Source organism: Stenotrophomonas testudinis (assembly GCF_024499815.1).
Classification (GTDB): domain Bacteria; phylum Pseudomonadota; class Gammaproteobacteria; order Xanthomonadales; family Xanthomonadaceae; genus Stenotrophomonas.
The window spans coordinates 160514-186829 of the sequence record NZ_JAMOKY010000002.1; the positions used below are offsets into that span (position 1 = coordinate 160514).

At 67.1% G+C, this 26316-nt stretch carries 25 protein-coding genes; 9 read left to right on the forward strand and 16 right to left on the reverse strand.

The window, feature by feature from the left end; all coding sequences use genetic code 11:
• Positions 1-119 precede the first annotated feature (119 nt).
• Together NQ204_RS02135 and NQ204_RS02140 are read left to right on the forward strand one after the other, a co-directional pair.
• Positions 120-506 (forward strand): sensory rhodopsin transducer, encoded by a 387-nt coding sequence (locus NQ204_RS02135; protein WP_116862349.1) that lies wholly within the window; start codon positions 120-122, stop codon positions 504-506.
• Positions 507-602: 96 nt separating this feature from the next.
• Positions 603-1469 (forward strand): SDR family oxidoreductase, encoded by an 867-nt coding sequence (locus tag NQ204_RS02140; RefSeq protein WP_116862350.1) that lies wholly within the window; start codon positions 603-605, stop codon positions 1467-1469.
• Positions 1470-1607: 138 nt separating this feature from the next.
• Here the strand turns inward: NQ204_RS02140 and NQ204_RS02145 are convergent, their stop codons facing one another.
• The 5 genes from NQ204_RS02145 to xth form a co-directional block, all read right to left on the reverse strand.
• Positions 1608-2297 (reverse strand): glycosyltransferase family 2 protein, encoded by a 690-nt coding sequence (locus NQ204_RS02145; RefSeq protein ID WP_256642946.1) that lies wholly within the window; start codon positions 2295-2297, stop codon positions 1608-1610.
• Positions 2294-2881, reverse strand: a complete 588-nt coding sequence (locus NQ204_RS02150) for a class I SAM-dependent DNA methyltransferase (RefSeq protein ID WP_116862352.1) — start codon at positions 2879-2881, stop codon at positions 2294-2296. The genes NQ204_RS02145 and NQ204_RS02150 overlap by 4 nt, the downstream gene beginning before the upstream one ends.
• On the reverse strand, positions 2878-3630 hold the full coding sequence (locus NQ204_RS02155) for a PIG-L deacetylase family protein (RefSeq protein WP_256642947.1): 753 nt from the start codon (positions 3628-3630) through the stop codon (positions 2878-2880). The genes NQ204_RS02150 and NQ204_RS02155 overlap by 4 nt, the downstream gene beginning before the upstream one ends.
• Positions 3618-4556 (reverse strand): acyl-CoA/acyl-ACP dehydrogenase, encoded by a 939-nt coding sequence (locus tag NQ204_RS02160; protein WP_116862354.1) that lies wholly within the window; start codon positions 4554-4556, stop codon positions 3618-3620. Before NQ204_RS02160 ends, NQ204_RS02155 begins: the two co-directional genes overlap by 13 nt.
• Before the next feature lie 135 nt (positions 4557-4691).
• The gene (gene xth, locus NQ204_RS02165) at positions 4692-5483 is read right to left on the reverse strand and encodes an exodeoxyribonuclease III (protein ID WP_256643000.1); all 792 of its coding nucleotides are present in this window, start codon (positions 5481-5483) and stop codon (positions 4692-4694) included.
• Between the two features lie 274 nt (positions 5484-5757).
• Here xth and NQ204_RS02170 point away from each other — a divergent pair, with 274 nt between their 5' ends.
• Complete coding sequence (locus NQ204_RS02170; protein ID WP_256642949.1) at positions 5758-6453, forward strand: HAD family hydrolase; 696 nt, start codon at positions 5758-5760, stop codon at positions 6451-6453.
• A gap of 58 nt (positions 6454-6511) precedes the next feature.
• On the opposite strand, the gene NQ204_RS02175 is transcribed toward NQ204_RS02170, so the two are convergent.
• Positions 6512-8746: a TonB-dependent siderophore receptor gene (locus NQ204_RS02175; RefSeq protein ID WP_256642950.1), complete on the reverse strand. Its 2235-nt coding sequence runs from the start codon at positions 8744-8746 to the stop codon at positions 6512-6514.
• 227 nt (positions 8747-8973) lie between these two features.
• Here NQ204_RS02175 and NQ204_RS02180 point away from each other — a divergent pair, with 227 nt between their 5' ends.
• Positions 8974-9252, forward strand: a complete 279-nt coding sequence (locus NQ204_RS02180; RefSeq protein WP_256642951.1) for a hypothetical protein — start codon at positions 8974-8976, stop codon at positions 9250-9252.
• A 41-nt stretch (positions 9253-9293) separates the two neighbouring features.
• Here NQ204_RS02180 and NQ204_RS02185 read toward each other — a convergent pair whose 3' ends face one another.
• The 8 genes from NQ204_RS02185 to NQ204_RS02220 form a co-directional block, all read right to left on the reverse strand.
• Entirely contained in the window at positions 9294-9641 is a 348-nt protein-coding gene (locus NQ204_RS02185) for a hypothetical protein (protein WP_256642952.1), read from the reverse strand.
• Between the two features lie 73 nt (positions 9642-9714).
• Positions 9715-11646, reverse strand: coding sequence for a response regulator (locus tag NQ204_RS02190; protein WP_116862358.1), 1932 nt, complete (start codon positions 11644-11646; stop codon positions 9715-9717).
• Entirely contained in the window at positions 11633-12502 is an 870-nt protein-coding gene (locus tag NQ204_RS02195) for a sensor histidine kinase (protein WP_116862359.1), read from the reverse strand. The genes NQ204_RS02190 and NQ204_RS02195 overlap by 14 nt, the downstream gene beginning before the upstream one ends.
• The gene (locus NQ204_RS02200) at positions 12502-13515 is read right to left on the reverse strand and encodes an ATP-binding protein (protein WP_116862360.1); all 1014 of its coding nucleotides are present in this window, start codon (positions 13513-13515) and stop codon (positions 12502-12504) included. Before NQ204_RS02200 ends, NQ204_RS02195 begins: the two co-directional genes overlap by 1 nt.
• Positions 13506-13907, reverse strand: coding sequence for an anti-sigma regulatory factor (locus tag NQ204_RS02205; protein WP_116862361.1), 402 nt, complete (start codon positions 13905-13907; stop codon positions 13506-13508). Before NQ204_RS02205 ends, NQ204_RS02200 begins: the two co-directional genes overlap by 10 nt.
• Positions 13904-14266, reverse strand: coding sequence for an STAS domain-containing protein (locus NQ204_RS02210; RefSeq protein ID WP_116862362.1), 363 nt, complete (start codon positions 14264-14266; stop codon positions 13904-13906). Before NQ204_RS02210 ends, NQ204_RS02205 begins: the two co-directional genes overlap by 4 nt.
• A complete protein-coding gene (locus NQ204_RS02215) occupies positions 14266-15126 on the reverse strand; it encodes an STAS domain-containing protein (RefSeq protein ID WP_116862363.1) in 861 nt (286 codons plus the stop codon). Before NQ204_RS02215 ends, NQ204_RS02210 begins: the two co-directional genes overlap by 1 nt.
• 136 nt (positions 15127-15262) lie before the next feature.
• Positions 15263-17092 (reverse strand): XVIPCD domain-containing protein, encoded by a 1830-nt coding sequence (locus NQ204_RS02220; RefSeq protein WP_256642953.1) that lies wholly within the window; start codon positions 17090-17092, stop codon positions 15263-15265.
• Positions 17093-17210: 118 nt separating this feature from the next.
• On the opposite strand from NQ204_RS02220, the gene NQ204_RS02225 reads away from it, so the two are divergent.
• Together NQ204_RS02225 and NQ204_RS02230 are read left to right on the forward strand one after the other, a co-directional pair.
• A complete protein-coding gene (locus NQ204_RS02225) occupies positions 17211-19397 on the forward strand; it encodes a translocation/assembly module TamB domain-containing protein (protein WP_116862365.1) in 2187 nt (728 codons plus the stop codon).
• 77 nt (positions 19398-19474) lie between these two features.
• On the forward strand, positions 19475-19960 hold the full coding sequence (locus NQ204_RS02230) for a TspO/MBR family protein (RefSeq protein WP_116862366.1): 486 nt from the start codon (positions 19475-19477) through the stop codon (positions 19958-19960).
• Between the two features lie 7 nt (positions 19961-19967).
• On the opposite strand, the gene NQ204_RS02235 is transcribed toward NQ204_RS02230, so the two are convergent.
• On the reverse strand, positions 19968-20267 hold the full coding sequence (locus NQ204_RS02235; RefSeq protein WP_488192333.1) for a hypothetical protein: 300 nt from the start codon (positions 20265-20267) through the stop codon (positions 19968-19970).
• Positions 20268-20563: 296 nt separating this feature from the next.
• Between NQ204_RS02235 and NQ204_RS02240 the strand changes: the two genes are divergently transcribed.
• From NQ204_RS02240 to NQ204_RS02250, 3 genes are read left to right on the forward strand one after another with little or no spacing between them, the layout of a single operon-like run.
• Positions 20564-22801: an ATP-binding protein gene (locus NQ204_RS02240; RefSeq protein ID WP_256642954.1), complete on the forward strand. Its 2238-nt coding sequence runs from the start codon at positions 20564-20566 to the stop codon at positions 22799-22801.
• A complete protein-coding gene (locus tag NQ204_RS02245; protein WP_256642955.1) occupies positions 22798-23265 on the forward strand; it encodes a response regulator in 468 nt (155 codons plus the stop codon). Before NQ204_RS02240 ends, NQ204_RS02245 begins: the two co-directional genes overlap by 4 nt.
• Positions 23258-25663, forward strand: a complete 2406-nt coding sequence (locus NQ204_RS02250) for a response regulator (RefSeq protein WP_256642956.1) — start codon at positions 23258-23260, stop codon at positions 25661-25663. The genes NQ204_RS02245 and NQ204_RS02250 overlap by 8 nt, the downstream gene beginning before the upstream one ends.
• On the opposite strand, the gene NQ204_RS02255 is transcribed toward NQ204_RS02250, so the two are convergent.
• Positions 25629-26315 carry an NAD(P)H-binding protein gene (locus tag NQ204_RS02255; RefSeq protein ID WP_256642957.1) on the reverse strand — a complete coding sequence of 229 codons (687 nt, stop codon included), beginning with the start codon at positions 26313-26315 and terminating at the stop codon, positions 25629-25631. The two genes, NQ204_RS02250 and NQ204_RS02255, sit on opposite strands and share 35 nt — an antisense overlap.
• Position 26316 lies beyond the last annotated feature (1 nt).

A 26316-nucleotide genomic window follows, 5' to 3' on the forward strand; every position in this document is an offset into this window, starting at 1 on the left:
GCCAACGCGTAGCGGCGCACGCCACTGAACGCTTCACGTTGATGTCGTCGACACCTGCCATGCACGCCCCCGACGCGGGCGCCTCGACCACTCTGATACCCCCCGTACGGAGAAGGACCATGACGCAGGACCATTCCGGTGCCCTCGGGCGCACGCGCTGGGCCATTGCCGAGGGCTATATCCCCGGCTGGAGCAACGGCCGTGAGCCTGAGCTGGAGAGCCACGAGACGTGCTGCATCCTCAATGCCGGCAGCACCGATGCCCGGATCAGCCTGATGCTGTACTTCGAGGATCGCGAGCCGCAGGGCCCCTACATCTTCACCGTTCCTGCCCAGCGCACCTGCCACAAACGCTTCAATGATCTTCAGGAACCGGCACCGGTGCCGCTGGGCGTTGGCTTCTCCTGCGTCATCGAGTCCGACGTGCCCGTGGTGGTGCAGCACACGCGCCTGGATTCGCGCCAGGCGGCAAACAGCATCATGACCACCATCGCGCACCCGCTGTAGGCCGCGCCCTGCACGCCGTGCCGACATTGCCGGGCCACGGCGTTTACCGCGGTGTGCCCACACTGGCACCCCCCCTCCCCCACAGAGGATGCACGCATGCCAGTCCCCAACTACCCGAAGCCGCCATTCAAGGCGCAGCAGCAGTCTTTCCCTGGCAAGACCAGCAAGCTCGACCCGAAGCCGGATCACGGCGAACAGAGCTACCAGGGACACCGCCAGCTTGAGGGCAAAAAGGCACTCATCACCGGTGGCGACAGCGGCATCGGTGCAGCCGTGGCCATCGCCTATGCACGCGAAGGTGCGGATGTAGCGATTGCCTTCCTGGAAAGCGAGAAGGACGATGCTGCCGCCATCGGCAAGCTCATCCAGGAGGCTGGCCAGAAGGCGGTGCTGATCCCCTGCGATATCAGTGACGAGGCGCAGGCCGAGCAGTTGATCCAGCGCGTCGTGAATGAGCTGGGCGGCTTGGACATCCTTGTCAACAACGCCGCCTACCAGCGCTACTACGAATCGTTTGACGAGATCACGATGGACGACTGGCGCAAGACGTTCGATACCAATGTCCATGCGCTGTTCAACCTGACCCGCCTCAGCGTTCCGCACCTGAAGGACGGCGGCTCGGTCATCAACACCGCGTCGGTGAACTCGAAGAAGCCGACGCCGAACATCCTGCCGTACTCCACCACCAAGGGTGCGGTCGCCAATCTCACCATCGGCCTGGCGGGCCTGCTGGCCGAAAAAGGCATCCGGGTCAACGCGGTCCTCCCAGGCCCGATCTGGACGCCGTTCATTCCTGCTGGGATGGCCGCAGACGAGGTTGAGAGCTTCGGCAGCCAGACCCCGTTCGGCCGCCCTGGCCAGCCCGCCGAGCTTGCGTCTGCCTATGTAATGCTGGCAGCGGACAGTGCCAGCTATACGTCTGGCGCGCTGCTTACCATCTCTGGTGGCGCTGTGACCCTGTAACCTGCTGCTCGCCTGCCGCAGGGCATCCCCTGCGGCGCAACCCAGCATGCGCTGGTGAGGCAGACGGCTGTTGCCCTGCCCTGCCCTACCCGATGGAATGAGGTGACTTATCGCCCGCAGCGGAATTGCGGGTTTCTGTCAGTTCGCAAGGGAAAGCTGAGGTGACGGCGAAGCCTCAGCAGCGGCCAGGCTGGCGAGGTAGTCGGCAAAGCCACCGACGGCGCGGCCTGACAACCGGCCGCTGGTGGTCACCACGGGCGCGCTGGCCCAACGGATCGACGCACCCGTCGATTCCAATCGACACACCAGGTCCACATCCTCGGAGCACCGCTTGGCTGCAAAGCCCCCCGCGCGCCGGTAGGCAGTGACCGAGACCCCGAGGTTGGCCCCATGCACGCGACCATGCCCCTCACCCCAGTGCTCACTGCGCTGGAAGCAGCTGCGCAGCCACGCCTGCTGCGGCGCCAGAGGGCCGAGATCGACGACGCCACAGAACACGTCGCTGCCTGCGGCACGCTGGGCCACCAGCCAATCGGGCGGGACGACGCTGTCTGCATCGGTACTGGCCAGCCATGAGGCGCCGCGCTCGACCAGCACGGCCGCCGCGGCCGCGCGCGCAGCGCCCACACACCGCGCCTGCAGGCTGAGCGTCTCCGTCGCCATCCGCGCACAGACCTCGGCGCTACCATCCCTGCACGCATCCAGCGCGACGATGATCTGCACCGGTTCGCCTGCCAGCCCCGGATGCGCTGCAGCGATGGCCAGCGAGCGCAGGCACGCCGCCAGGTGCTCGGCCTCGTCATGCGCCGGCACCAGCACGCCGATCATCTCAGGCCCTCGTTGCTGGCCAGCGAGAGCGGCCTGCGCGTCCAGCCCTGCAGGATGAAATCGCTGTCGCGGTAGCAGAACGCCTCCTGCAGGCCCTGCCCGAGCCGCTCATGCACCAGCGCGCTGCGGCTGGCCCGACCCGGGAACGACGGCAGCCAGTGGCAGGCAACCAGCAGGCCGTCGTCCTTCATCGCGGCGTGCAGCCCATCGCGCAGTTCGACCAGCGCTTCCGGGCCCAGGTAATAGCCCATCTCGCCACACACGATCAGATCGAAGCGACCGGCCGGCCACTGCTGCGGGTGCTGCGCGCAATGCACCTGCACATGCGGCAGATGGGCCAACCCGCGGCGGGCCTGGAAAGCCGCGCGCGGACTGATGTCGGTGGCCAGCAGTCGCTCGCAGCGGCCAGCCAGACGCTCGGTGAGCACCCCGTTGGAACAGCCCAGCTCCCAGCCGCGCTGGAAGCTTGGCTGGGTCAGGCTGGCCATCAGCAGGTCGCGCTTGCGCTCTTCGTACCAGCGGGTGCGGTAGCCGAACGGATCGTCGTTGGCGTGAAGATCATCGAAGTAGGGCTGGGCGCTCATGCGAAATAAACCTCGTGATTTCTATAGAAGCGGGTAAGTACATGGGCCGGCAGGATGGGCTCGGCGTGCAGCCGGGAGATATCGCCGGTCTGGGTGCGGAACTGCGCGATCGCTTCGCGCTTGTGCGCGGCGACGGCTGAAATGTCGAGCAGCTTCGGCTGCTCCCACGCCATGTGGGCGCAAGCGGGGTCCAGCCAGTGCCAGCCCCAGACGGGGTACTCCAGCCGCCTGCAGCCGGCGGCCCGGGCGGCCCGCCAGGCGGCGCGGCCAGCCGCTTCATGATCGGGGTGACCATCGAAACGCCAGGGCGCCAGCACCAGGTCATCTTCGCGCAGGGTCTGCCACAGCCAGTCTTCGAGGCCGGCTTCGTGGTCGGTGACGCCGCCGTCGGCAATGCCAAGATGGACAATGGCACCGGCATCAATGGACAGCGCACCCAGGGCGTCGCGCAGCTCTTCACGGCGTGCCTGGCGCAGGCGCTGCGGCGTCCACCAGCGCTCGCCCGGGTAGCAGGCCTCGCCGTCAGTCACCGCAATGACCTGCACCTCCAGGCCGATCCCTGCGGCCGCACACAGCAGCCCGCCACACGCCAGCACCTCGTCATCCGGGTGCGGTGCGACCACAACGAGCCGGCGTACGCCTGCACACAGTTCCGCGAGCGCGGTTTCAGGTTGTTGCCAGAGCCAGTCGCAGTGTTCCCAGGCACGCTCGTCAGAGCCCTGGCCGTGGATGGTGGCTACAGCGACCATGGCATCACCTGTCGGGCGCACTGCTCGCCGAGCCATTGCCAATCCTTGTCGGCGTGGCTCTGGCGCATGAACACCGTCAGGTCCGCCCAGCGCCGGGCGTGGGCATCTTCCATGCACATCGGTGCGGGGCCAAGCGCGCGGCCGGCCAGATCGAGCACCTGCGTGGCGGCGCGCTCGACGACGCTGCGCACGCGTACCACCTGCACCCGGTGTGTCAGCTGCGGTGCCGCGTCGATGGCCATGGCCAGTTCACGCAGCAGTGCCGCTGCCGGTGCCAGTGCCAGATCGACCTTGCCCAGCAACCGTGCGCGCAGGCCCTCGCTGCAGCCGTGCTGCATGCGCTCGGCCAGCGCTGTCGCCGCGCCGAACCATACCGCCGCGATCCCAGCGCCACCGTGCCAGAAGCCCGGTCGTTCCAGGTAGCCATTGATCGGACCCACCGCTTCGGCCTGCGCACCATCAAAGCGCACCGTGGTGGACGGCACACCGGCCATGCCAGCGGCGGGCCACGGTTCGCCCTCCATGCAGTGCCACTGCGATGCGTCCACCTTGTAGAGCTGTACACCCGCCTCACCGCGCACGGTCACCAGCGCGGTGTCCACCAGATTGCTTCCCGAGCACCACGGCTTGTCGCCGCGCAGCCGGCCGTCGTGCTCCGCCCGCAGCGTGCAGGCCGGGCCCTCGGCCGCCCATACCGCCAGAAGTTGTTCTGAAGGCAAGGGCACGCGCAATTCGTGCAGGATCGCGATCGCATCGTGATGGGCTTCAAGCACCTTGGCTAGGCACAGGTCTTCATGACCCAGCGCTGCGAGTGCACGCCAGCGTTCAAGGGTGCGGCCCTGGCCCGGAAGCGGGAGATCAGGCACCTGCAACAGGCGCTGCCTGGCAAGGTTGGACAACGGGGGAGGCAGGACAGGAGCGAGCATTTCACAGACGTCGCAGGGGACAGATCTGGAACGTAGGCCTTCCCTGGTCACGTTGCTGTCTTGCCGATGTATCCGCGGGATGATTGCCGTGGATAGGTATCATCACGGCAGCTGCCCAACGTTACGCTGAAGCATTCAGATGCTGACCGAAATCCATGTCGGCGCGTGATCACTGGCCTTGTCCTGCAGGCGCACCCAGCGATCGACCCCTGCATCCTTCAGCCGAGGCGCAAGCACCGGATTGATCAGCAGATGATCGATGCGGAGCCCGCGGTCGCGCTCGGCGTGCTGGCGGAAGTAGTCCCAGAACGTGTATATGAACTGCTCGCCGTGCACTTTCCGCAGCGCATCGGTCCAGCCCTGCGCCAGCAGTCGCTCAAACGCGTCGCGGACCTCGGGCTGGAACAGCGCGTCACGCTTCCACGCCTTGGGGTCATACACATCCAGGTCACTGGGGATCACATTGAAGTCGCCCATCAGCACCGACGGGTGTGGAAGATCGACCAGCGAGCGGGCATGGCCCAACAGTCGCTGCATCCAGCGCAGCTTGTAATCGAACTTCGGGCCGGGCTGGGGGTTGCCGTTGGGCAGGTACAGTGCGCCCACCACGATCCCATGCACGGCCGCTTCCAGATAACGGCTCTGGCTGTCCTTGGGATCACCCGGCAGCCGGCGACGGCTTTCTATCGGCATTGCATTGCGCGCAAGCACTGCGACACCGTTCCAGCGCGCTTCGCCGCACCAGATCGCGCCATAGCCCGCCCGCTCCAGCTCCGCTACCGGAAACGCGGCATCCGTGGCCTTCAGCTCCTGCAGGGCGACGATATCCGGCGCTTCCCGGTCCAGCCATGCCAGCAGATGCGGCAGCCGCGGACCGATTCCGTTGACGTTGAAGGTGGCGATGCGCAGTGTTTTCCGACGCGGCAAGGGGGGGGCTCCGGCTGGCCTGATACACGATTCGAGGGCTGCCAGTATCCGCGCGGGCGGATGCACGCCCGGTGCAGGGCCATTCAGGGGCGCGCCGATAGCCGTAAAGTCGAGCTTGCTAGACTGCCTTTGCCGCGGCATTGCGTGCAGTCGAGCAAGCTCGACTCTACCAGCAAGCCGGATCGCGGCGTTCATCGAGGCGCGGGGTGCCCGCCCCCGGCCTGTGGGAAAATAGCGCACAGCTTCGCCCGTTGGTTGTTGCAAGGAGTTCCTGATGTCCCCCTTCCCCTTCGATGCCGTGCTGTTCGACTGCGACGGCGTCCTCGTCGATTCCGAGCCGCTGGTGGCCCGCGTGCTGTCGGAAATGCTGAGCGAGCGCGGCTGGCCGCTGACCCAGCAGCAGGCCGGTGAAATCTTCCTCGGCAAGTCCGTCGCCGGCCTGGCCGGCCTGATTGAGGAGCGTACCGGCAAGCCGTTCACCGATGAATGGCTGGATGAATTCCGCCGCCAGCGCAATGTCGCGCTGGAACGTGATCTCACTGAGATTCCCGGCGCCCCGGCAGCAGTGCGCGCGATCCAGGTCGCGACCGGCGGCAGGATTGCCTGCGCCTCGGGCGCCGACCTGCTGAAAGTGCGCCTGCAGCTGGGCAAGATCGGCATCCTCGATGCCTTCGCCGGACAGATCTTCAGCGGCCAGGACCAGCCGCGGACCAAGCCGCACCCGGATGTGTACCTGGCAGCCGCCGCCGCACTGGGCGTGGACCCGGCCCGCTGCGCGGTCATCGAAGACACCGTGACCGGCGCCACCGCAGGCGTGGCCGCGGGTGCCAAGGTGTTCGGCTACAGCCCGGGCGGCCAGTATCACAGCACGCCCGAAGCCCTGCGTGCGGCCGGTGCGCACGTGATTTTCGAATCCATGCACGATCTGCCGGCCGTGCTGGCCGCCTACGCCGCCGACGCAGCGGCGTGATCGACGTCGCCGCCGCCCAGTCCGGGTGCGGCGGCAGCCGTGCATTACCCGGCCTGCATTACCAAGTAAAGCGCGCCGTCGCCGTGACCGTGCGGCCGGTGCCGTAGTAGCACGAGGACACGCCAGTGCAGGTTGACACGAAACGCTTGTCGGCCAGGTTGCTCAGGTTCAACGACAGCTGCGTGCCCACCGCACCGTACACGCCGATCTCGTAGCGGATGGCCGCGTCCCACAGGGTGTAGGACGGAATGCGGTACAGGTTGGCACTGTCACCGTAGGTCGTGCCGTTGTAGCGCATGCCGGCCGCCAGGCTCAGGCCTTCCAGTGCACCGCCCTGGAAGCTGTAGTCACCCCACAGCGATGCGGTCCAGTCCGGCACCATCGCCAGTTCCTTGCCAGCGTAGCCGTTGTTGCTGCGGGTCACTTCCGATTCCATCCATGCTGCAGCGCCGATCACGCTGAAACCCTGCAACGGGGTGACGCGGCCTTCCAGTTCGACACCGCGCACGCGGCCCTCGCCATCCTGCACCTGGCACTGGCTGGTGCCGGTGGTGCCGCAGGTGTTGTGGCTGCTGACCGGGTCGTCGGTCAGCACGTTCTGCTGGCGCAGGTCGTACGCCGATACGGTGATCAGGCCATCAAAGCTGGCCGGCTGGTACTTCAGGCCCACTTCCCACTGCTTGCCGGTGATCGGGTCGAACGGCGTGCGCTCGTAGGACTGCGTGGCCGTGCTGCCGGCCGGCTGGAACGATTCGGCATAGCTCAGGTACGGGGTCAGGCCGTTGTCGGCCACATACAGGATGCCGGCGTTGCCACTGAAGGCATCGTTCTTGATGTGGCTGGGCGTGCGTGCGCCATAGCGATCGGTGGCCACGGTGTAGGACTGGGTCCAGGTGTCATCCTTGGTCCAGTCGTAGCGACCACCGACGGTGAAGCGCCACTTGTCCAGCGCGATCTGGTCCTGCAGGTAGGCACCGGTCTGGCGGTTGATGCCGCCGGAATAGCCGACAGAGGTGGTGGCCGGGATGTAGCCGCTGTACACCGGGTTGAAGATGTCGATGGCGGTAGGCGTATCGGTAGCCGTGCCCATCGCGCCGCGCGCGGCGGTCCAGTCGGCCTTCTGCCAGTCCACGCCCAGCAGCAGGGTGTGCTCGGCAGCGCCGGTACTGAACTTGCCGGTCAGGCGCGTATCAGCGGTATCGCCGCGCGAATCACCCTCGCCCCAGGTAGCGCGGCGCTTCTGCGTGCGGCCATCGGCATTCAACGCGCCATTGGTCACCACGCTGCGGAAGGTCGACTCCACGTTCAACCGGCGCGCGCTCTGGCTCAGCGTCCAGTGCTCGTTGAAGGCGTGCTCGAACAGCCAGCCGCCCGACCAGATCGTGCGGTCGTAGGTGTTCCAGGTCGGCTCGCCGATGAAGGTGCTGTTCTTCATGTACCTATAGGGCGTCGCGACCAGGGTGCCGGCCATCGGCAGGAACTGGTAGGTTGAGCCGCCATCGTCGCGCTGGTACAGGCCCAGCAGGGTCAGGCGCGTGCGCTTGGCCATCTGGAAGGTGTAGCTCGGCGCCAGGAACCAGTGCTCCTGGTCGGTGTGCTTGATCTGGGTGTCGCCGTCACGGTACAGGCCGACCAGGCGACCCAGGTGACGCTTGTCATCGCTGCCCGCGCCGACATCGAAGGCGGTGCTGTACTGGCCGTTGCCATCCACGCCCAGCTGCAGCACCTGCTGCTGGTACGGGGTGGGCGTCTTGCTGACCTGGTTGACCATGCCGCCCGGGGCCACCTGGCCATACATCACCGCCGAAGGGCCCTTGAGCACTTCCACGCGGTCCAGGTTCCAGCTGTCGACCATGGTGCGGTTCCACTGCCCGCCCTGCGGCGCGCGCATGCCATCGACGGTGACGTTGTTGCTCCAGCTGCCGGCATCGAAGCCGCGGATGCGGAAGTCGTCAACACGGTTGTCAATGCCGGTGCTTTCCAGCGACACACCCGCCACGTAGCGCATCGCCTCATTGAGGTTCTGCACGCCGCGCGCGTCCAGTTCCTCACGCGCGATGACCGACACCGACTTGGCCATCTCGGCCACGGGGGTATCGGTCTTGGTCGCGCCGGACGTGTGGGTGATGGTGCGGTAGGCGTTGACGTGCACCGCGTCCAGATCGGTGGGCGTGGCGCCATCGGGCATTGCCGGCTGGGCCTGCGCGGCCAGCGGCAATGCCAGCAGCGTGGCAACGGACACGGACAGCAGCGAGCGCATCGGCTCGCGGGGAAGGGAACGGGCGTTGGACATGGGGGACCTGCTTCTTGGGGGCGCGCCTGGGGGCGGCGGCAGCGGCGCTGGTTAAGGGCGCGTTGAATGATAGCAGATGCGAATGGTTCCCACTAACATTGAAGCGACGATCGGTCGCAGCCTGACGCAACGACAGGCCGAGCACGGTGCCTTGACCGACCTTCCCTATCCTGTCTGCGCGCCGCACGCCTGCGGCGCATCCGCAATGGAACGCACGAGGAGAATGCATGACCCGTCTGCACACCCTGATCGTCACCGCCGGCATGCTGGCCGTCAGCCCGCTCGCTTTGGCTGAAACGGTGAACCTGACCAACAGCGCCGACGGCGCCAACCGCGATGCCGGCATCACCGCGGTCAAGAAGAAGCTCAGCGACGCCTGCACCGAGCGCAAAGGAACGCCGAAGGCGGACTCATTCGAGGTGGTCTTCGAAAAGACCAGCGAGAACCCGAACGTGCCCAAGCCGTACTACGTGGACGGCAAGATGCAGTGCGAGCTGCCGGGCTGACTTCCTGCGGGCTGACTGGGCGCGCAGGCCTGTCCGTGCGGTCAGGCCTGCAGCCAGGCCCAAAGCAACCCCAGCGGCAACGCCGCAACCAGCGCGATGCCCCCCAGGCACCCTGATCCGCCTCCCGTCGCCGAGGACTCCCTGTCCCGCTGTCCCGGCGGCTGCGACCGCAGCCACTGCCGGTGGCAGGATTGGCAGAAAAAGGCGGTTTTCCCGCGGCGCCATGCCTCCAGCGTCCGCGCATTGTGGTGCGCGGCCGATCCACAGCTCCGGCATCGGTAGATCCGCGATGGCGGCTTGGCGCGCAAGCGACGGCCGCCAAATACGGCGCCCACAACGATCACGGCGATGACCACGACGATCAGAAACCCTGGTGTGATGACATCCATGCCGCCTCCCTGAAGAGGCGATGGTAGCCGATCACCCTGCCGGGTTGTCCGGAAGCACCTTAACTCTGCCGCCCTACAGTGCGGCGCGCACCGCGGCCATCAGCTCGAGCAGGCTGAACGGCTTGGGCAACAGGCTCATGCCGGTGCCGAGGAAGGAGTCCCGCACCGCGGCGCGCTCGGTGTAGCCGGTGATGAACAGCACCGGCATCACGGGATTGATCTCCCGTGCGGCATCGGCCAGTTCGCGGCCGTCCATGCCGGGCAGGCCGACGTCGGACAGCAGCAGGTCGAAGGCCGGGTCCTGCCGCAGGTGGCGCAGGGCCTGGCGCGCATCCGCCGCCAACGTCACCTGGTAGCCCGCTTCGGACAGCATTTCACCGACCATCATCCGCACCGAATCGGTGTCATCCACCAGCAGGATGCGCTCGGACTGGCCGCGGGGCGGCGCGATCTGTTCGGCACTCGTTTCCGCATGTGTAATTTCACCAGCGGGCAACAGCAGCTCGACCTCAGTCCCTTCGCCGGGTTCGCTGGCAATGCGCGCCAAGCCGCCCGACTGCCGGGCGAAACCATAGGTCATCGACAGGCCCAGGCCCGTGCCCTCGCCCTGCGGCTTGGTGGTGAAGAACGGTTCGAAGACTTTTGTCACCAGCTCCGGTGGAATGCCGGGCCCGTTGTCGATCACCTTCAGGCTGACATAGCGGCCCGAGGTCAGTTCGTTCTCGCGCTGGACTTCGCAGGCCTCGGCGCGCAGGCGGATCAAGCCACGGCCGCCCAGGGCATCGCGCGCATTGATGACCAGGTTCAGCACGACGTTCTCGAACTGGTTGACGTCGGCAACGGCAACCAGCGATTCCTCGCCCAGTTCGAACTCCAGTTCGATGTTCTCGCCGATCGAGCGGCGCAGCAGGTCTTCCAGCGAGCGCGTACGCGCCACCAGGTCGAAGGGGCGCGAATCCAGCGGCTGCTTGCGGGCGAACGCCAGCATGCGCTGGGTCAGGGCGGCCGCGCGCTGCGCCGATGCAGCGGCGATGCTGCTGTACTGCGGCACCTTCTCGAGCCGCGACGACGCCACGGCCAGCTCGATCATGTCCAGGCCGGAGATGATGGTGGTCAGCAGGTTGTTGAAGTCATGCGCGATGCCGCCGGTCAACTGGCCCAGCGAATCCATCTTCTGCGCCTGCAGCAGCTCGGCCTCGGTGCGGCTGCGCTCGGCGATCTGGTGCGCGAGTTCGGTGTTGGCGGTTTCCAGTTCGGCGCGCTGTTCGCGGGCGCGTACATGGTGCTCGGTCACGTCCTCCACCACCACCAGCCCATGACCGGTGCGGCGATCAGGCGTCAGCCGCCATTGCGTGTTGCGCACGCCCTGCCGGCCTGCGATGGACAGCACGCCCTGCCAGCGCTCCTGCCGCGCAAGTGCGTCCTGCAGGTCCAGCACGAATTCCTTGTTGCTGCCCAGCAGGGCAAACAGCGAGCCATTGGCATCGGCTTCGCTGAGCAGGCGCGCGAACGCAGGATTGCTTTCGCGGATCTGCAACTGCTCATCCAGCACCGCGATGGGCGCATTGATCTGGCTGAAGATCTCCTGGAACCGCGCGTCCGCGTCACGCAACGCTTCCTCGGCGCGTCGCGCGCGCAACAAGCTGCGAAGCGTGGCCAGGAGCACGTCGGGATCCACAGGATGGATCAGGTAGCCATCGGCACCGTTGTCCAGGCCGGTGATCATGTCGCCCGTGGCGATGGACGCCGCAGACACGTGCACCACCGGCAGCAGCCGGGTGCGTGGCCGGGTGCGCAGCTGGCGCACCACATCGAAGCCACTCATGTCCGGCAGATTGACGTCCAGCACCATCGCGCCGAACTCCGCGTCGGCGAGCCGGTCCAGCCCCTCTTGGCCGGTGGCCGCCTCGCTCACACTGTAACCATGACGTTCCAGCACGCGCCGCACGGAGTAGCGCGTGGCTGCGTTGTCATCGACCACCAATACGCGATCAGAGTGCGGCATGGGCGTTCTCCGTCGCCTCGTTCAGTGCTACCGGCAAGACTACATGGAATGCCGAGCCGCTGCCGGGCAGGCTTTCCACCGCCACCCGGCCACCCAGCAATTCCGCAAACCGCTTGCACAGCGACAGGCCAAGGCCGGTGCCGCGCAGGCGCTTCTGCAGCGGCGAGTCCACCTGCACGAAATCCTCGAACAGCGCGGGCAGCAGCTCCGGGGCGATGCCGATGCCGGTATCGCGCACGGTGAAGCGAACCTCCGCGTCGCTGTCCATCATCGCCGAGACCACCACCTGCCCTTCCGGGGTGAACTTGATGGCATTGGAAATGTAGTTGCGCAGGATCTGCGCCACCTTCTTGTCGTCGGTGAAGAGCATCGGCAGCGGCGGCGGATCCTCGAACACCAGCTCGATGCGCTGGTTGCTCTCCACCAGTGGCCTGAACATGCCGCGCAGGGCAGCAAACAGATCCATCAGATCGAACCAGCCCGGCGAGATCGTGATGCGCCCGGCCTCGATCTTGGCCAGGTCCAGCAGGTCGTCCACCATCTCGCGCAGCTCCGATGCCGAGGCGCTGACGAAGCGCACCTGGCGCAGCTGCTCGTCGTTGAGCGGCCCATCGAGCCCATCTTCCAGCAGGCGCGTCATGCTCAGGATCGAGCCCAGCGGCGTGCGGAACTCGTGGCTCATGTAGGACAGGAACCGGCTCTTCAGGTCTGAAACCTCGCGCAGCTGCGCGGCCTGCTGGTCCAGCTCGGCATACAACGCCAGCACGCCCTGATTGGTCTCTTCCAGCTCCGCGCGCAGGGCGGCGTTCTCGGCCGCCAGGCGGGCGTTCTCCTCCTGCATCTGTTCCTGCACCATCACCACGCTCCCATGCGCAGGGCAACGATGCTGGCATCGTCGCGGCTACGGTCGAAATCCCGTTGCAGCACCGCCACCACCAACGCCGGGTGCCGATGGATCAGGCCGGGATAGTCCTGCAAACGCCAGCGCCCCTGCAGGCCATCGCTGTGCATGATCAGCAGCGCGCCGTGCGCGGCGTGAACGTTGAATGCCTGTGCCTTGCGGTATTGCACGCCGACGATGCCCGGCATCGAGGCCAGGCCGCGATAGCTCGTGGCATCGGCAACGCCGGCATTGATGTTGCCGATGCCGGAGAACTGCAGCTCGCCCCCCGCCAGCGGCAGGGTCGCCACGGCAACGGCGCCGCCGCGGGTGCCGGACATCGCCTGGTGCAGGGCTTCAATCAACCGGTTCGGCGCTTCCGCGCCCGCTTCCGCAGCCCTGCGCGTGCCCTCCTGCGCGGCATCGGTGGCAGGCAGACCGTGGCCCAGCCCGTCGATGACGGTCAGCGTCGCCTGCCCTTCGCGCACCGACAGATGCCAGGCATCACCGCAGGCCTCTTCGCCGCGCATCGCAAGGCGCAGCGCGCCGTAAGCGAGATCAACGCGTGGCCCGGCACGTTCGGGATAGATGCGGGCCACGACGATTGTGCCGCGCGCATCGGACCAGCTGTCGAGCAGCGTCGCCTGGCGCTTCACCGCGCCCAGTCCCAGGCCCTGGCTGCCGCCGGTGGAATAGCCTTCGACCAATGCCTGCGACAGCACGAAGCCAGCACCGGCGTCCACGGTATACAGCTCCACACCGCGTGCATCGCGCCCCTGGACTACAGAAAGGTAGACTTTGCCGCCGCCGCCATGGCGCAGCAGGTTGCTGGCCAGCTCGCTCGCTGCAAGCGCGACCCGGCCGCCGTCCATTTCATCGAAACCGATCCGTGCCGCCAGGGCGAGCGCCTCGCGGCGCACCTGCCCGACCTGGGTCGGTTCCTCCACGGCCACGGCGCGGGTGACGTGTCCGGAGAAACTCACGTCCATTTGGTGATGGTTATGCGCGTGCCCTGGCCGGGTGCAGTGTCCAGCTCGAAGACATCCACCAGCCGCCGTGAGCCGGACAGGCCCAGGCCCATGCCCTTGCCCGACGACCAGCCGTCGGTCAGCGCCTGCTCGATGTTGGCGATGCCGGGCCCCTGGTCGGAGAACACCAGGCGCACGCCGCGGCGCAGCCCTCCGTCCAGCAGCTCCCAGTCCATCTGACCACCACCGCCGTAGATGACGGTATTGCGAGCCAGCTCACTGGCGGCGGTCACCAGCTTGGTCTGGTCGACCAGCCGCAGGCCGCAGGCCACCGCCGCTTGGCGCACGGCCTGGCGGGCCAGCACGACGTCCTGTTCGATCCGCACGGGTAACGTCCCCTGGCGTGCGGTCATGGCAGCTCATCACTCTGGCGCAGCAGCTTCATTCCGCGCTCCACGTTCAACGCCGTGCGCACGCCGCTCAGGTCCAGCCCGAGTTCGACCAAGGTGATGGCCACGGCCGGCTGCATGCCCACCACCACGGTGGTCGCGTCCATCACCCGCGACAGCGCGGAAATGGTGGCGATCATGCGGCCGATGAAGGAATCGACGATGTCCAGCGAGGAGATGTCGATCAGCACGCCACGCGCGGAGGTGCGACGGATGCGCTCACTCAGGTCGTCCTGCAGGTTCAGCGCCAGCTGGTCGTGCATGTCCACCTGGATGGTGACCAGCAGCAGGTCGCCCATCTGCAGGATCGGGATGCGGTCCATCAGCGGTTGGCCTGGCTGACGGTCAGGCCGTTCCGCTTGAGGGCCAGCGCCAGCGCGTCGGCCAGGTTGGCCTTGGTGACGATGCCCTGCAGGTCCAGGCCCAGATGCACGATGGTCTGCGCGATCTGCGGACGCACGCCGCTGATGATGGCGTCCGCACCCATCAGGCGGATGGCGGTGACGGTCTTCAGCAGGTGCTGGGCGACCAGCGTGTCCACGGTGGGCACGCCGGTGATGTCGATGATGGCGATCTCCGAGCCGGTGTCGACGATCCGCTGCAGGAGCGATTCCATCACCACCTGGGTGCGCTGCGAGTCCAGCGTGCCGATCATCGGCAGCGCCAGCACGCCCTCCCACAGCTTCACCACGGGCGTGGAGAGCTCCAGCATCTCTTCCTGCTGGCGCTGGATGACATCCTCGCGGGTGCGCTGGAAGGCCTTGACCGTGTGCAGGCCGAGTACGTCCAGCAGCTCGGAGATCGACCACAGCTGTTCGGCCAGCGCCTGCGGATCGCCACTGTGGTGCTGCTGCAGCAACTGGAACAGCGGCCGTTTCAGCGAGAAGATGAAGGTAGCCGTTTCCGAGGACGAAAAGCCCTTGATCGCGCGGTCGCGCGAGAGGTCTTCGAGGAAATGACGGATGGCCTGCCACTCGGCGCCGTTCAGGTTGCCGGCATCGGCAGCCGACAGCGCGGGCAACAGCAGCTGCCAGAATTCATTGACCTGGATGTCCAGGTCGCGCGCACCGATGCGGCTGTCATCGTTCTGGCCGGCGGCGTTGAGGGTGTCACGCCACTGCGCGATCAGGGTCGAATGATGCCCGCGGATGAGATCGATGGTGCGCTGCTGCAAAGCCGGCATGGGTACGGTCCAGGTAGGTGGGAACGCCGGGGACCATCTTTGTCAGACAAGCCCCTTACTCGTCAGGAAGCGTATTAAGCACCGTGAAGATGTTTCCGTCATGTGAAATTTCGTCAGACCCTGCCCGCGCACGGCCTCAGCGTGCCATCGCCCGGTTCTGCTGCTCCTGCACCTGCTGTTCCTGCTGCACGGACTGGGCGTGCCCGATGCTGCGCTGCGCAGGCGAAGGCAGCTCGCGCACCTGCTCGCTTACCGGCGTGGCGACGGCCTGCGCGGTGTCGGCGCGGGCGATCTGCCGGTCAGCAGCATGCACTTCACCCTGCACCGCGAACGCGTAGCGGCCATCGTCGCTTAGCACGGCTTCATCGATGCGCTCCATGCCCTTCTGCCGCGCCGCTACCAGCAGGGCCATGCCCAGGCGCTCGCTCATCTCATCGGGGGTGCGGCCCATGGCCCGGTCCAGCCTGCCGACCGCGCCCTGGCTCTGGCACCACATCGCGTGGTCCGGGCTGCCGGCATGGCGCGGGTCCTGTTGCGGCAGCAGCGGCGACGGCGGCGGCTGGCCCTGCAGGTGCTCTCCACGCACCGTGGCGTCGATCTTCTGCAGGTCCTGGCCGCCGGCGGCGGCGACGTGGAACAGGCGCTCTGCCATTCCATAGGCCGAATGGCCTTGGTTGCGCGCAAGCGCCACGGCAAAGGCATCGACATCCTGCTGCGGCCTTCCCTGCCCGTCCTCGGCCAGCAGATGCCAGGCCGGGCCCATCCTCGGATTGTCCTGGACCATCGCCTGCGTGCGCTGCATCAGCCCCCGCATCTGGCCCTCGTCCAGCACCAGGGTGTTCACTTCGCCGGCTTTCAACGGCCCGCGCACATCGTTGCCGGCCCGCCCGGCCAGCGCGCTGTTGGCCAGGCTGGTGATCTGCTCGCCGTTGGGGTTGTCCCTCAGGTCGAAGGTGAATTCGTAGCGGCGCTGCGCGAGGTCTTCCTTGCCGTCGGCACCGTAGGCGCTGATGCGGCTCATCGGCAGGTTGCCGCTGTATTCCACGTTCATCCGCTCGGTATAGCTGCCATCCTCGCGGCGCACGCGGACGATGTCGCCAGCATTGTGCTGGCCGGCCAGATCAACGCCGAGCTTGTCGTTGTAGTCCAGCTTGAGACGAGTCTGCGAATTCATGCCGATCCGCTCGATGGTGGCCAGGTCCTGCACGCCCGGCGTGCCGGCCTGCATCCGTCCGGTCTCGACAAACTGCGCGTAGGCCGAGCGGCCATCGGCCTGCTCCAGATCGAAGGTCGCACTGCGCACCGACGACTGCCCCAGTCCATCCTGGCGGCCGGCAACGGCGCTGAACTTACCTGCCGAGAAACCCACGCCATCGAAGGCCTCTACGGCCTCGTTCGGGCCCGTGCTGACGCGCACCCGGCCATCGCTGAGGCGATCGACGCGATAACTGGCACCCTGCGCCTCGGTCAGCCGGCTCTCGACGGCCATGTTGCGGAAACCCGCTTCCATCTGCGTGCCAGTGAATTGCTGGCCATCGAGGATGACACTGCCACCGCGCGGGATCGTGGTCGGGTCCAGTGGGCTGACGTCGCGCGGATCGGTGGTGTCGTTCTGCGGCAGGGCCACCTTGTAGCGGCCACGGCCACCGGCGGTCACCGCACCTTCGACGATGCCGGCCTTCAGCTGGCTGCGGGTGGCATTGGTCACCTCCAGTTGGAATTCGTTGCGCCCATCGACGACCGTTTCAGTGACGGCGGCGCTGGCGTCGACGAACTGTCCCGCGAACTTCGTGCCAGCCAGCTTGCGCTCGCCACTTGACTTCACCCCGGTCCCGGAGACGGTCACGCCGCCGTCGCGCGTCGCCCGTCGCGCTTCGTGCACGCTGGAGGTGTAAGTGGGGTCGAAGGCCGCCTTGTCCGGGGCGTCGTAAGCGGTGATGCTGTCCTTGCCAGCCTGTGCAGTCATGCCATGGGCTCCTCTACGTAGCCCACGATTATAGGCAGGCGATGTCGCAAGGCATTCACATCATCACGCAGTGATGTTCGGGATAGTGACCCACGCCCCACCCGTTGATGAGCCCCGAATGCCCGCATTTCCCGCACGTTTCACCCACTGGCCGCGCCGCTGGCGGCTGCTGGCCTGGAGCGTTGCCGGCGTTTACGCGCTGTATCTGCTGGCGGGCAATATTTTCCTCAATACGCCGCTTTTCGACTTGGCCACCAACCGCAAGCCGCAGAAGTTCGTGATGCGCACCGGCCCGGCCATCACCCTGCTGCCGGGGCATGTCATCGCCTGGAACGTGCACATGCGCGGCCATGTGAACCACACGGTGTATGTGCTGCACGCCGACCGCGCCAGCGCCCGCCTGGCGTTGTGGCCGTTGTTCCGCCGCGAAGTGCGCGTACCGCACCTGCAGGCCAGCGGCGTGTCGGCCGAAGTCACCCGTGTCGACGATGTCGTGCCGCCGCCCCCTCGCGGGAGCCAGGGCTGGACGCTGCGCTTCGATGCCATCCGCAGCGATTCCATCCAGCACGCCCGATTCGGCAAGCTGCTGATCATCGGCCAGGGCCGGGGCACCGTCGGTTTCCGCAAGCAGCTGCGTGGCGGCCCCTCGGAACTGTACGACTCGCAGGTGGCCTTCAGCGATGCCATCGCCAGCTATGACGGCGTGCAGCTGCTGGACGCGATGAAGGTCGAGGCAACGTTCGGCTACCCCTGGCATTACCGTGACCAGGCGCCCGGTCTCGCCAAGTTCGACATCCTCCGCGGCGCGCTGAAGGTGGATGCGCGCAGTCACGGCATCCGGGTGGACACGGATGCGCGGACGCTGGCGGTGTCCAGCTCACCCAGCACCGGCCAGCTGCAGGCGGACATCACGCTCGACCGCGGCACCCTGCAGCCGGGCAGTCGCGCGGTGTGGCGGGTGCCCTTGCAGGCCGGCGTCGGCGCCCCCGATCGCGGCACGCTGGCCGTGCAGATGCACGCCGCACAGGACATCCGCCTGCAGGCGCGGCTGCCGGCGCGCGAGGGTACGGGCGCCTCGCTGGATGCCGACCTGCACATCACGGGGCGGAAGATTCCCTTCCGCGAACCCGGCCAGCTGATCGAGCGCACCTCCGGCCGGGTACAGGGCGAATGGACCTTCACCTCGCTCAACTGGATTCCCGCTCTGTTCCTGCGCAAGCCCTGGATGCAGCTTGACGGCGGTGGCACCGTACGGGCCGATCTGCAGCTGAAAGCGGGTGAGCTTGCGGCAGGCAGTACGGTGGACATCCCCGAAGCAGCGGCAACGGCCGAAGTGGCGGGCGTGCGCATGACCGGTACGGCCAGCGCACACGGCGAGCTGGCGGCTGGCACGCCGACCCGCGCCACGCTGGATGTGCGGGTGCCGCGCTTCAACGCACGCGCAGGCGGCGAGAAAGGAGACACCTTGTTCGACGGACGCGACCTGTCGCTGCTGCTCAGCGGTGATGGCCGCCTGCGTGAGTTCCGCAAGGACATGCGCGCGCGCCTGCGCTTCAGCAACGCCACCATTCCTGACCTGACCGCCTACAACCGTTATCTGGGCAAGGGGCAGGCGAAGCTGCTGGGAGGCACCGGCATGCTCACCGGCGATGTGGAACTGGATACCGATGGCCGGGTCGGCCATGGCACCGCCACCCTGCTCGGCAACGGCGCGCGCCTGCAGGTGGCCGGTCTCGACCTGCTTGGCAATGCAAAGGTCGACGCCACTTTGCGCCGCGCCGACTTCAAGCAGCGCTACTTCGACCTGTCGGGCACATCGGTGCAGCTGCGCGACGTGCAGGTCGGCCAGCAGCAGCGAAAGACGCCCTGGCAGGGACGCGTGCAGTTCAAGCAGGGCCGCATTGATGCGCAGGCACCGTTCCGGGTCGATGCCAGCGCGGCGCTGACCATGAGCGATGCCGCGCCCCTGCTGGCGGTGTTCGCCGAGCGTGGCGACTACCCGCGCTGGGCGCTGTCCCTGCTCGATGCGGGGCAGGTGAACGCAACCACCCGCCTGCGCTGGCAGGCAGGCCATCTGGTGCTCGACGGCCTGGAAGCCGAGAACGAGCGGCTGTCCCTGCGCGCGCGGCTGGATCTGCTCGAGCAGAACAAGCGCGGCGATCTCTACCTGCGCTGGGGACTGCTCGGTGCCGGCATCGAGATGAAAGGCAAGCAGCGCCAGTGGCATCTGGCAGGCGCGCGCGAATGGTTCGACAGCCGCCCGGCCCTGCTGCCTGCCGACGGCGCGCCCGGTACCGCGGACTGAGACGTGGCACTCCTGCATCCAATACCCACCCGTCTGCGTACACCTGGTGCAATTGCAAACGTTTGAAAGGATCAGTGATGAATCACAGAAGACAGATGTTTGGTCTGGTGGGCTGGCTGGCACTGACGCTCGCTGCGGCGGCATTGGGCGCGCGGGCCTCGATCACCGCCGCGCAGTTTTACGGGCAGCTGGTCCAGCCCAGCTGGGCGCCGCCGGCCACTGTGTTTGGACCGGTCTGGACTTTCTTATACGTACTGATGGCCCTCAGCGCGTGGCTGGTCTGGCGCCAGGGCGGTTGGCGCAGCAATCGGGCCGCGCTCGGCCTGTACGTCGCGCAACTGGTCGTCAACGTGCTGTGGAGCTGGCTGTTCTTCGCATGGAAGCTTGGTGGCGCGGCCTTCGCCGACATCCTGCTGCTGCTGGCGCTGATCGTGGCCACGATGCTGGCTTTCGCCCGTCGCAGGGCCCTGGCGGCGTGGTTGCTTCTGCCTTACCTGGCCTGGGTCAGCTTCGCCACCGCACTCAACCATGCGGTCTGGCAGCTCAACCCTTCAGTGCTGTGAGTGGGGCTCAGGCGGCGTCTACCGGGGCCGCATGCCATTGCCGCAGCGCTGCGCCAGTAAACGACTGCTGGCCACAGCCCGAGGGGCAGCGCACCACGCGGGCCGACGAGGTGCTGACCAGGCCGGCGCCCTCCTCTGCCTTGAACACCGTCTCACAGGCCATGCAGCGTGCCACCACCGCATACAGGTGGACGATGCGACCACTGCACGGGTCCTGCAGCGCGTTTATATCCAGGAGCTCGAAATGGCCGCTGTCCGGCAGAGCGCGGCGCGGGAATGAAAGACGAACGGAAGGCTGCAGGTCCACGCGGCATCATCGTTGGCAGGAACAGGACTTCACTGTAGGCAACGCAGCGTGCAGCACGCGTGCAGTCGGCATGTGGCTGTTGCGAAGTTTTGATGGGCGCGGCCATTCTACGGATGAGTGTGCCGGAATGAAGCGTTCAGTCTGTTGTGAACGTGCCCTTCACACGACAGAAGTGGTAGGCGAATCACTGTTTTTCCTTCACCATATAGGGAGGGCTTTTCATCGGGTCGTGGCTGATGCTGCGGGCTGCATCCCGACGCCGGCCCCCTGTCCCCGTACTGCGAGCACAACTGCTGATGCCCTCTGCTGATACCGTGCAGGACCCCTCGCTGGACCAGTGCGCACGCGAGCCGATCCACACGCCCGGCGCGATCCAGCCTTACGGCCTGCTGCTGGTGGTGGAACCCGGTTCGCTGCGGGTGCTGGAGCGGGCGGTAAGCGAGCCGGCCTTGCTGCAGCAGTTCGGCGACCCGTTGGGACAGGCGGTGGACGCGATTCTCGGCGGCGTGCTGGCGCCTTGGGTCAATCGCCTGCGTGACGCCGAAGTGGACAGCACGGCCCACCTGGGCACTGTTGAACTGCCGGGCCATGGCCGCCACCAGGTGCTGCTGCATCGCTCGGCGCAAGGCCTGCTGCTGGAGCTGGAATCGCCGGTTGCCGGACAGCCCACCTCGCTAGAGGAACTGTACCCGGCCATCCGCGAGCTGATGGTGGCGATCGAGACCGCCCCTACCGTCGCGGCCCTGTGCCAGATTGCCGCCGAGCACATGCGCGCGATGACCGGGTTCGACCGTACCCTCGTGTATCAGTTCGACAGCGGCTGGAACGGCACGGTCATCGCCGAGGACGGCAATGGGCGGCTGCCGTCCTACCTGGACCTGAGGTTTCCCGAATCGGACATTCCGGCCCAGGCGCGCGAGCTCTATCGCCGCAACCGCGTGCGCCTGATCGCCGATGCCGGTTACACCGCAGTGCCGCTGGTGCGTGCCGCCGCGCGTGCCGGGGCAGCCCCAACCGACCTCAGCCTGGCCGTGCTGCGCAGCGTCTCGCCGGTGCACCTGCAGTACATGCGCAACATGGGCACCGGCTCGTCGATGTCGGTGTCGTTGATGCACGAGGGCCAGCTCTGGGGCCTGGTGTCGTGCCACAGCGAGGATGCCCGCCGCCTGCCCTATCCGGTACGCACCGCCTGTGAATTCATGGGCCAGATCGTGTCGCTGCAGATTGCCCTGAAGCAGCGCGCCCACGCCATCGAGGAACGCGTCCAGCGGCGCTCGCTGCTGGTCAAGCTGCTGGGGCGGATGGCCGGCGACGAGGAGTTCATGGCCGCGCTGCGCCAGGACCCTGCCAGCCTGATGGCACTGACCAACGCACAGGGCGCTGCCATCGTGCACAAGGGCGACTGCCTGCGGGTCGGGCAATGCCCGGTCCGCGGCGACGTACTCGATATCGCCCGCTGGCTGGCCGAGGAACACGCGGGGGACGAGGTCTATGCCACCGACCACCTGGCCAGCGAATGGGAGCGCGGCGCCGCCCTGTCCGAAGTGGCCAGCGGCGTGCTGGCCGTCTCCATTTCCCAGCTGCACGACAGTTTCCTGATGTGGTTCCGCCCCGAAGTGGTGCGCACCGTGCGCTGGGGCGGCGACCCGCGCAAGACGGTGGCACCCGGCAACGTGCTTTCCCCTCGCCATTCGTTCGAAGCCTGGAAGGAAACCGTGCAGCAGCGCAGCCTGGCCTGGACCGATGCCGACCGCGATGCCGCGCACGAGATGCGCACGGCCATCGTCGACATCGTGCTGCGCAAGGCCGAGGAAATGGCAGAGCTCAACGAGCAGCTCCTGCGCAGCAACAAGGAGCTGGAAGCCTTCTCGTATTCGGTCAGCCACGACCTGCGCGCGCCATTCCGGCACATCGTCGGCTATTCCGAACTGCTCGGAAGCTCCGCCGCCGAGCGCCTGAATGACACCGAGCGACGTTTCCTGGACACAATCGTCGAATCGGCGAAGTCGGCCGGCACGCTGGTCGACGATCTGCTGAGTTTCTCGCAGATGGGGCGCTCCACCCTGGGCCGCATGCGCGTGGACATGGGCGCGTTGGTTGCGGACGTGCGCCGCACCCTGGCCTTCGACTATGCCGGGCGCGAGGTCGAGTGGAACGTCGGCCCGCTGCCGGTCATCGAGGCCGACCCCACGATGATGCGCCTGGTCTGGCAGAACCTGCTGTCCAACGCCGTCAAGTTCACCCGCGAACGCGAACAGGCCCGCATTGAGATCGGCTGCGAGCGCACTGCAGAAGAAGATATTTTCTTCGTCCGCGACAATGGCTGCGGCTTCGACATGCGCTACGTCGACAAGCTGTTCGGCGTGTTCCAGCGCCTGCACCACGTCGAGGAATTCGAAGGCACCGGCATCGGCCTGGCCAATGTGCGCCGCATCGTTGGCCGCCATGGTGGCCGTACCTGGGCCGAGGGTGCACTCGGCGAGGGCGCCACCCTTCATTTCACCCTGCCCCATCAAGACGGAGAACACCCATGAGGGATCTGCGGCCCATCCTTCTGGTTGAAGACAGCCCCAAGGATGCCGAGCTGACGATGGCCGCGCTGGCGCGCTGCCAGCTGCTGAACGACGTCGTCCATGTGCGCGACGGTGCCGAAGCACTGGACTACCTGCGCTGCGAGGGTGCCTACGTCGGCACACGCCATGGCGGCCCGGTGGTGGTCCTGCTCGACCTGAAGCTGCCCAAGATCAATGGCCTGGAAGTGCTGGAGCAGGTGCGCGGCGACGCAACGCTGGGCAGCACCCCCATCGTCATGTTGACCTCCTCGCGTGAAGAGCAGGACCTGGTGCGCAGCTACCAGCTCGGCGTGAACGCCTTCGTGGTCAAGCCGGTGGATTTCAAGGAATTCTTCGATGCCATCCAGGGGCTGGGCATGTTCTGGGGCATCACCAACCAGCCCCCGCCCCACCCCTCCATCGGGACTGGCACGCCCGATGCGTGATGCTGCACGCCGACCTTCGCACCTGCGCATCCTCATGCTGGAAGACAGTGCGCTTGATGCGGAACTGATCACGGCGCAACTGCAGCGTGCGGGGCTGGAGTTCGAGACCGAGCGCCTGTGGACCCGCGACGCCTTCATCGACGCGATCGAGAGTGATCGTTTCGACGTCATCCTCGCCGACCACGTCCTGCCGGGTTTCGACGGCGATGCCGCGCTCGACCTGGCGCGCGAGCGCGCGCCGCACATTCCCTTCATCTTCGTCTCCGGCACCCTGACCGAAGAGCTGGCGGTGCAGGCCCTGACCCGTGGCGCGCGTGACTATGTGGTCAAGCAGCGCCTGCAGCGCCTGCCCGACGCGATCCGTCGCGCGCGCCAGGAAGCCAGCGAACGCAACCAGCTGACCCAGGCTCGTGCCGCGCTGGACGAAAGCCAGGCGCAGCTGCAGCAGATCACCGATGCCGTACCGGCGCTGATCGCCCACCTCGACACCGGACACCGCTACCGTTTCGCCAACAAGGCGTTCCTCGATTGGCACGGCACCGACCTGCAGAGCATCCTCGGGCGCACCGCCGCCGACGTTGGCGGCGCGGAGGCCTTTGCCAACGCCCTGCCCAGCCTGCAGCGGGTACTGGCCGGCGAACGCGCCAGCTTCCAGGTCACCCTGGTGCACCGCAGTGGCGATTCACGCTTCCTGCAGATGGACTGCGTGCCCGAGCGCGCCGCCGATGGCAGGGTCACCGGCTATACCTGCCTGGGCAGCGATGTGTCCTCGCTGAAGCGCGCCGAGCTGGCGCTGCGCGAGGACAATGAATCGCTGGAACGGCAGGTGCAGGCGCGTACCGCCGAACTGCAGGCCAGCAAGCGGCGCCTGCAGGCGATCTTTGAATCCAGTTTCCAGCACCAGGTACTGCTGGACAGCAGTGGCCGCATCGTCGATGCCAATGTCGCCTCCCTCGCTGCCGTTCTTGCAGAAAAGGACGATGTCATCGGCCTGCCCTTCTGGGAATCCCCGTGGTTTGCCGCGACGCCCGAGCTCGCCGGCGTGGTCGACCAGGCCGTGGCCGATGCCGCGCGCGGCCGCAGCGCGGTGCAGGCAATGGACCTGGAACTGCCCACCGGACGCCGCAGCTTTGATTTCACGTTCCGCCCGCTGCAGGGTGCCGAGGGCACGGTGACCGCCGTGGTCTCCGAGGCCGTGGAAACCACCGCCCGCATCCAGGCCGAGCACGCGCTACGGCAGGCACAGAAGATCGAGGCCGTGGGCCAGCTCACCGGCGGCATCGCCCATGACTTCAACAACATCCTGACCGTGATTGCGGGCAACGTCGAGCACGCGATGCTGCTGAACCAGCGTGACGGCCAGCCCGGCAACATGAGTGCGCGTGCACTGGACAACGCCCTCAAAGGCGTCGGCCGCGCGGCCAGCCTGACCCAGCGCCTGCTGGCATTTGCGCGCAAGCAGCCGCTGCGCAGCCAGGCGGTCAACCTCAACGACACGCTGCTGGGCATGCAGGACATGCTGCAGCGGGCACTGGGTGAACTGGTGCAGCTGGACATCCGCACCGGTGAAGGCATCTGGTGTGTCGAACTCGACGTCGGCCAGCTCGAGGCTTCGGTGTTGAACCTGGCGGTGAATGCGCGCGACGCGATGTCCGGTGGCGGGCGCCTGGTGGTGGAGGTCGACAACAGCCACCTCGACCATGACTATGCCGCGCTGTTCCCGGATGCGACGCCGGGCGAATACGTGATGCTGCGCGTGCGCGACAACGGCCATGGCATGTCCGCCGATACGATGGCCAAGGTGTTCGAGCCCTTCTTCACCACCAAGCAGGTAGGCCGCGGCACCGGCCTGGGCCTGTCGATGGTGCACGGCTTCGTCAAGCAGTCCGGTGGCCACGTCCTCATCGACTCGGTGGAAGGCGGCGGCACCAGCATCACCATGATGTTCCCGCGCTCGTCGCTGGACCTGCCCTGCGAGACCGCCGCGCCGGCCACCGGCCTGGCCGGTTACGAGCCGCGCGAAGAGACCATCCTGGTTGCCGAAGACAATGACGATGTGCGCGCCTATACCGTCGAGGCGCTGCGCCAGCTGGGTTACCGCGTGCTGGAAGCGCACGATGGCCCGTCCGCGCTGCGCCTGCTGGAGCGTCCGGATGCGAAGATCGACCTGCTGTTCTCCGACGTGGTGATGCCGGGGATGTCAGGCTGGGCGCTGGGCCGTGAAGTGCGCGAACGCTGGCCGGAGATCGCCGTGCTGTTTACCTCGGGCTATCCGCGCGACCACGATGCCGCCGGCAGCAAGGGGCGTTCGGCACCGCTGCTGTCGAAGCCGTTCACCCGCAGCGACCTGGCCGAATCGATCATCAGCGTGCTGAGGGAGCGCGCGCCAGCGCGTTGATCTGCGCGCATTCCACGACCGCCGGCGGTGACGGCATCCGGGCCAGCGCGATCATCGCCTGACCGATGCCGCGGTTGCTGGTGGTCAGCGCCGGCAGCAGCCCCTCGGCCACCGCCATCAGTGGGCGGGCCAGCAGATAGAACGGCTTGAGCAGCGGGTGTCGCGTACCGGTGCCGGATACCGGCCGCACGCCGGCCGGACGCAGCATCACCGTGCGCACCGGCAGGTCGGCAAGCGCCTGCTCGGTCTCGCCCTTCACCCGCAGCGGCATGATCCGGCTGTCCGGGTTGGCATGTGCTCCCGACACATACAAGAAGCATCCATCGGGATTGGCTGCCGCCCACGCTTCGGCGACGGTGCGGGTCACCTGCAGCGTCACCTGGCGGTACTGGGGCTCGGCCGTGCCCACTGGTGGTGCACCCGCACAGTAGAAACAGGCGTCGAATCCAGCAAGCGCATCACCCAGGGTGGCGGCTCGCTGGAAGTCCGCCAGCACGATCTCGTCGACGGTGTCCGGCACGCTGCCCGCCCGGCGCACCAGTGCGGCGACGTGACCGACATCCACGGACTGCAGGCACGCCTGCAGCACGCCCTGCCCGACCAGCCCGGTGGCGCCCACCAGCAGCACCCGCATTGCATTGCCGTTGCCCATC

What these genes read in the sequence shown, in the direction of transcription:
- NQ204_RS02135 (WP_116862349.1), top strand. Translation starts at nt 120, where the DNA reads ATGACGCAGGACCATTCCGGTGCCCTCGGGCGCACGCGCTGGGCCATT.
- NQ204_RS02140 (WP_116862350.1), top strand. Translation starts at nt 603, where the DNA reads ATGCCAGTCCCCAACTACCCGAAGCCGCCATTCAAGGCGCAGCAGCAG.
- NQ204_RS02145 (WP_256642946.1), bottom strand. Translation starts at nt 2,297, where the DNA reads ATGATCGGCGTGCTGGTGCCGGCGCATGACGAGGCCGAGCACCTGGCG.
- NQ204_RS02150 (WP_116862352.1), bottom strand. Translation starts at nt 2,881, where the DNA reads ATGAGCGCCCAGCCCTACTTCGATGATCTTCACGCCAACGACGATCCG.
- NQ204_RS02155 (WP_256642947.1), bottom strand. Translation starts at nt 3,630, where the DNA reads ATGGTCGCTGTAGCCACCATCCACGGCCAGGGCTCTGACGAGCGTGCC.
- NQ204_RS02160 (WP_116862354.1), bottom strand. Translation starts at nt 4,556, where the DNA reads ATGCTCGCTCCTGTCCTGCCTCCCCCGTTGTCCAACCTTGCCAGGCAG.
- NQ204_RS02170 (WP_256642949.1), top strand. Translation starts at nt 5,758, where the DNA reads ATGTCCCCCTTCCCCTTCGATGCCGTGCTGTTCGACTGCGACGGCGTC.
- NQ204_RS02175 (WP_256642950.1), bottom strand. Translation starts at nt 8,746, where the DNA reads ATGTCCAACGCCCGTTCCCTTCCCCGCGAGCCGATGCGCTCGCTGCTG.
- NQ204_RS02180 (WP_256642951.1), top strand. Translation starts at nt 8,974, where the DNA reads ATGACCCGTCTGCACACCCTGATCGTCACCGCCGGCATGCTGGCCGTC.
- NQ204_RS02185 (WP_256642952.1), bottom strand. Translation starts at nt 9,641, where the DNA reads ATGGATGTCATCACACCAGGGTTTCTGATCGTCGTGGTCATCGCCGTG.
- NQ204_RS02190 (WP_116862358.1), bottom strand. Translation starts at nt 11,646, where the DNA reads ATGCCGCACTCTGATCGCGTATTGGTGGTCGATGACAACGCAGCCACG.
- NQ204_RS02195 (WP_116862359.1), bottom strand. Translation starts at nt 12,502, where the DNA reads ATGGTGCAGGAACAGATGCAGGAGGAGAACGCCCGCCTGGCGGCCGAG.
- NQ204_RS02200 (WP_116862360.1), bottom strand. Translation starts at nt 13,515, where the DNA reads ATGGACGTGAGTTTCTCCGGACACGTCACCCGCGCCGTGGCCGTGGAG.
- NQ204_RS02205 (WP_116862361.1), bottom strand. Translation starts at nt 13,907, where the DNA reads ATGACCGCACGCCAGGGGACGTTACCCGTGCGGATCGAACAGGACGTC.
- NQ204_RS02210 (WP_116862362.1), bottom strand. Translation starts at nt 14,266, where the DNA reads ATGGACCGCATCCCGATCCTGCAGATGGGCGACCTGCTGCTGGTCACC.
- NQ204_RS02215 (WP_116862363.1), bottom strand. Translation starts at nt 15,126, where the DNA reads ATGCCGGCTTTGCAGCAGCGCACCATCGATCTCATCCGCGGGCATCAT.
- NQ204_RS02220 (WP_256642953.1), bottom strand. Translation starts at nt 17,092, where the DNA reads ATGACTGCACAGGCTGGCAAGGACAGCATCACCGCTTACGACGCCCCG.
- NQ204_RS02225 (WP_116862365.1), top strand. Translation starts at nt 17,211, where the DNA reads ATGCCCGCATTTCCCGCACGTTTCACCCACTGGCCGCGCCGCTGGCGG.
- NQ204_RS02230 (WP_116862366.1), top strand. Translation starts at nt 19,475, where the DNA reads ATGAATCACAGAAGACAGATGTTTGGTCTGGTGGGCTGGCTGGCACTG.
- NQ204_RS02240 (WP_256642954.1), top strand. Translation starts at nt 20,564, where the DNA reads ATGCCCTCTGCTGATACCGTGCAGGACCCCTCGCTGGACCAGTGCGCA.
- NQ204_RS02245 (WP_256642955.1), top strand. Translation starts at nt 22,798, where the DNA reads ATGAGGGATCTGCGGCCCATCCTTCTGGTTGAAGACAGCCCCAAGGAT.
- NQ204_RS02250 (WP_256642956.1), top strand. Translation starts at nt 23,258, where the DNA reads ATGCGTGATGCTGCACGCCGACCTTCGCACCTGCGCATCCTCATGCTG.
- NQ204_RS02255 (WP_256642957.1), bottom strand. Translation starts at nt 26,315, where the DNA reads ATGGGCAACGGCAATGCAATGCGGGTGCTGCTGGTGGGCGCCACCGGG.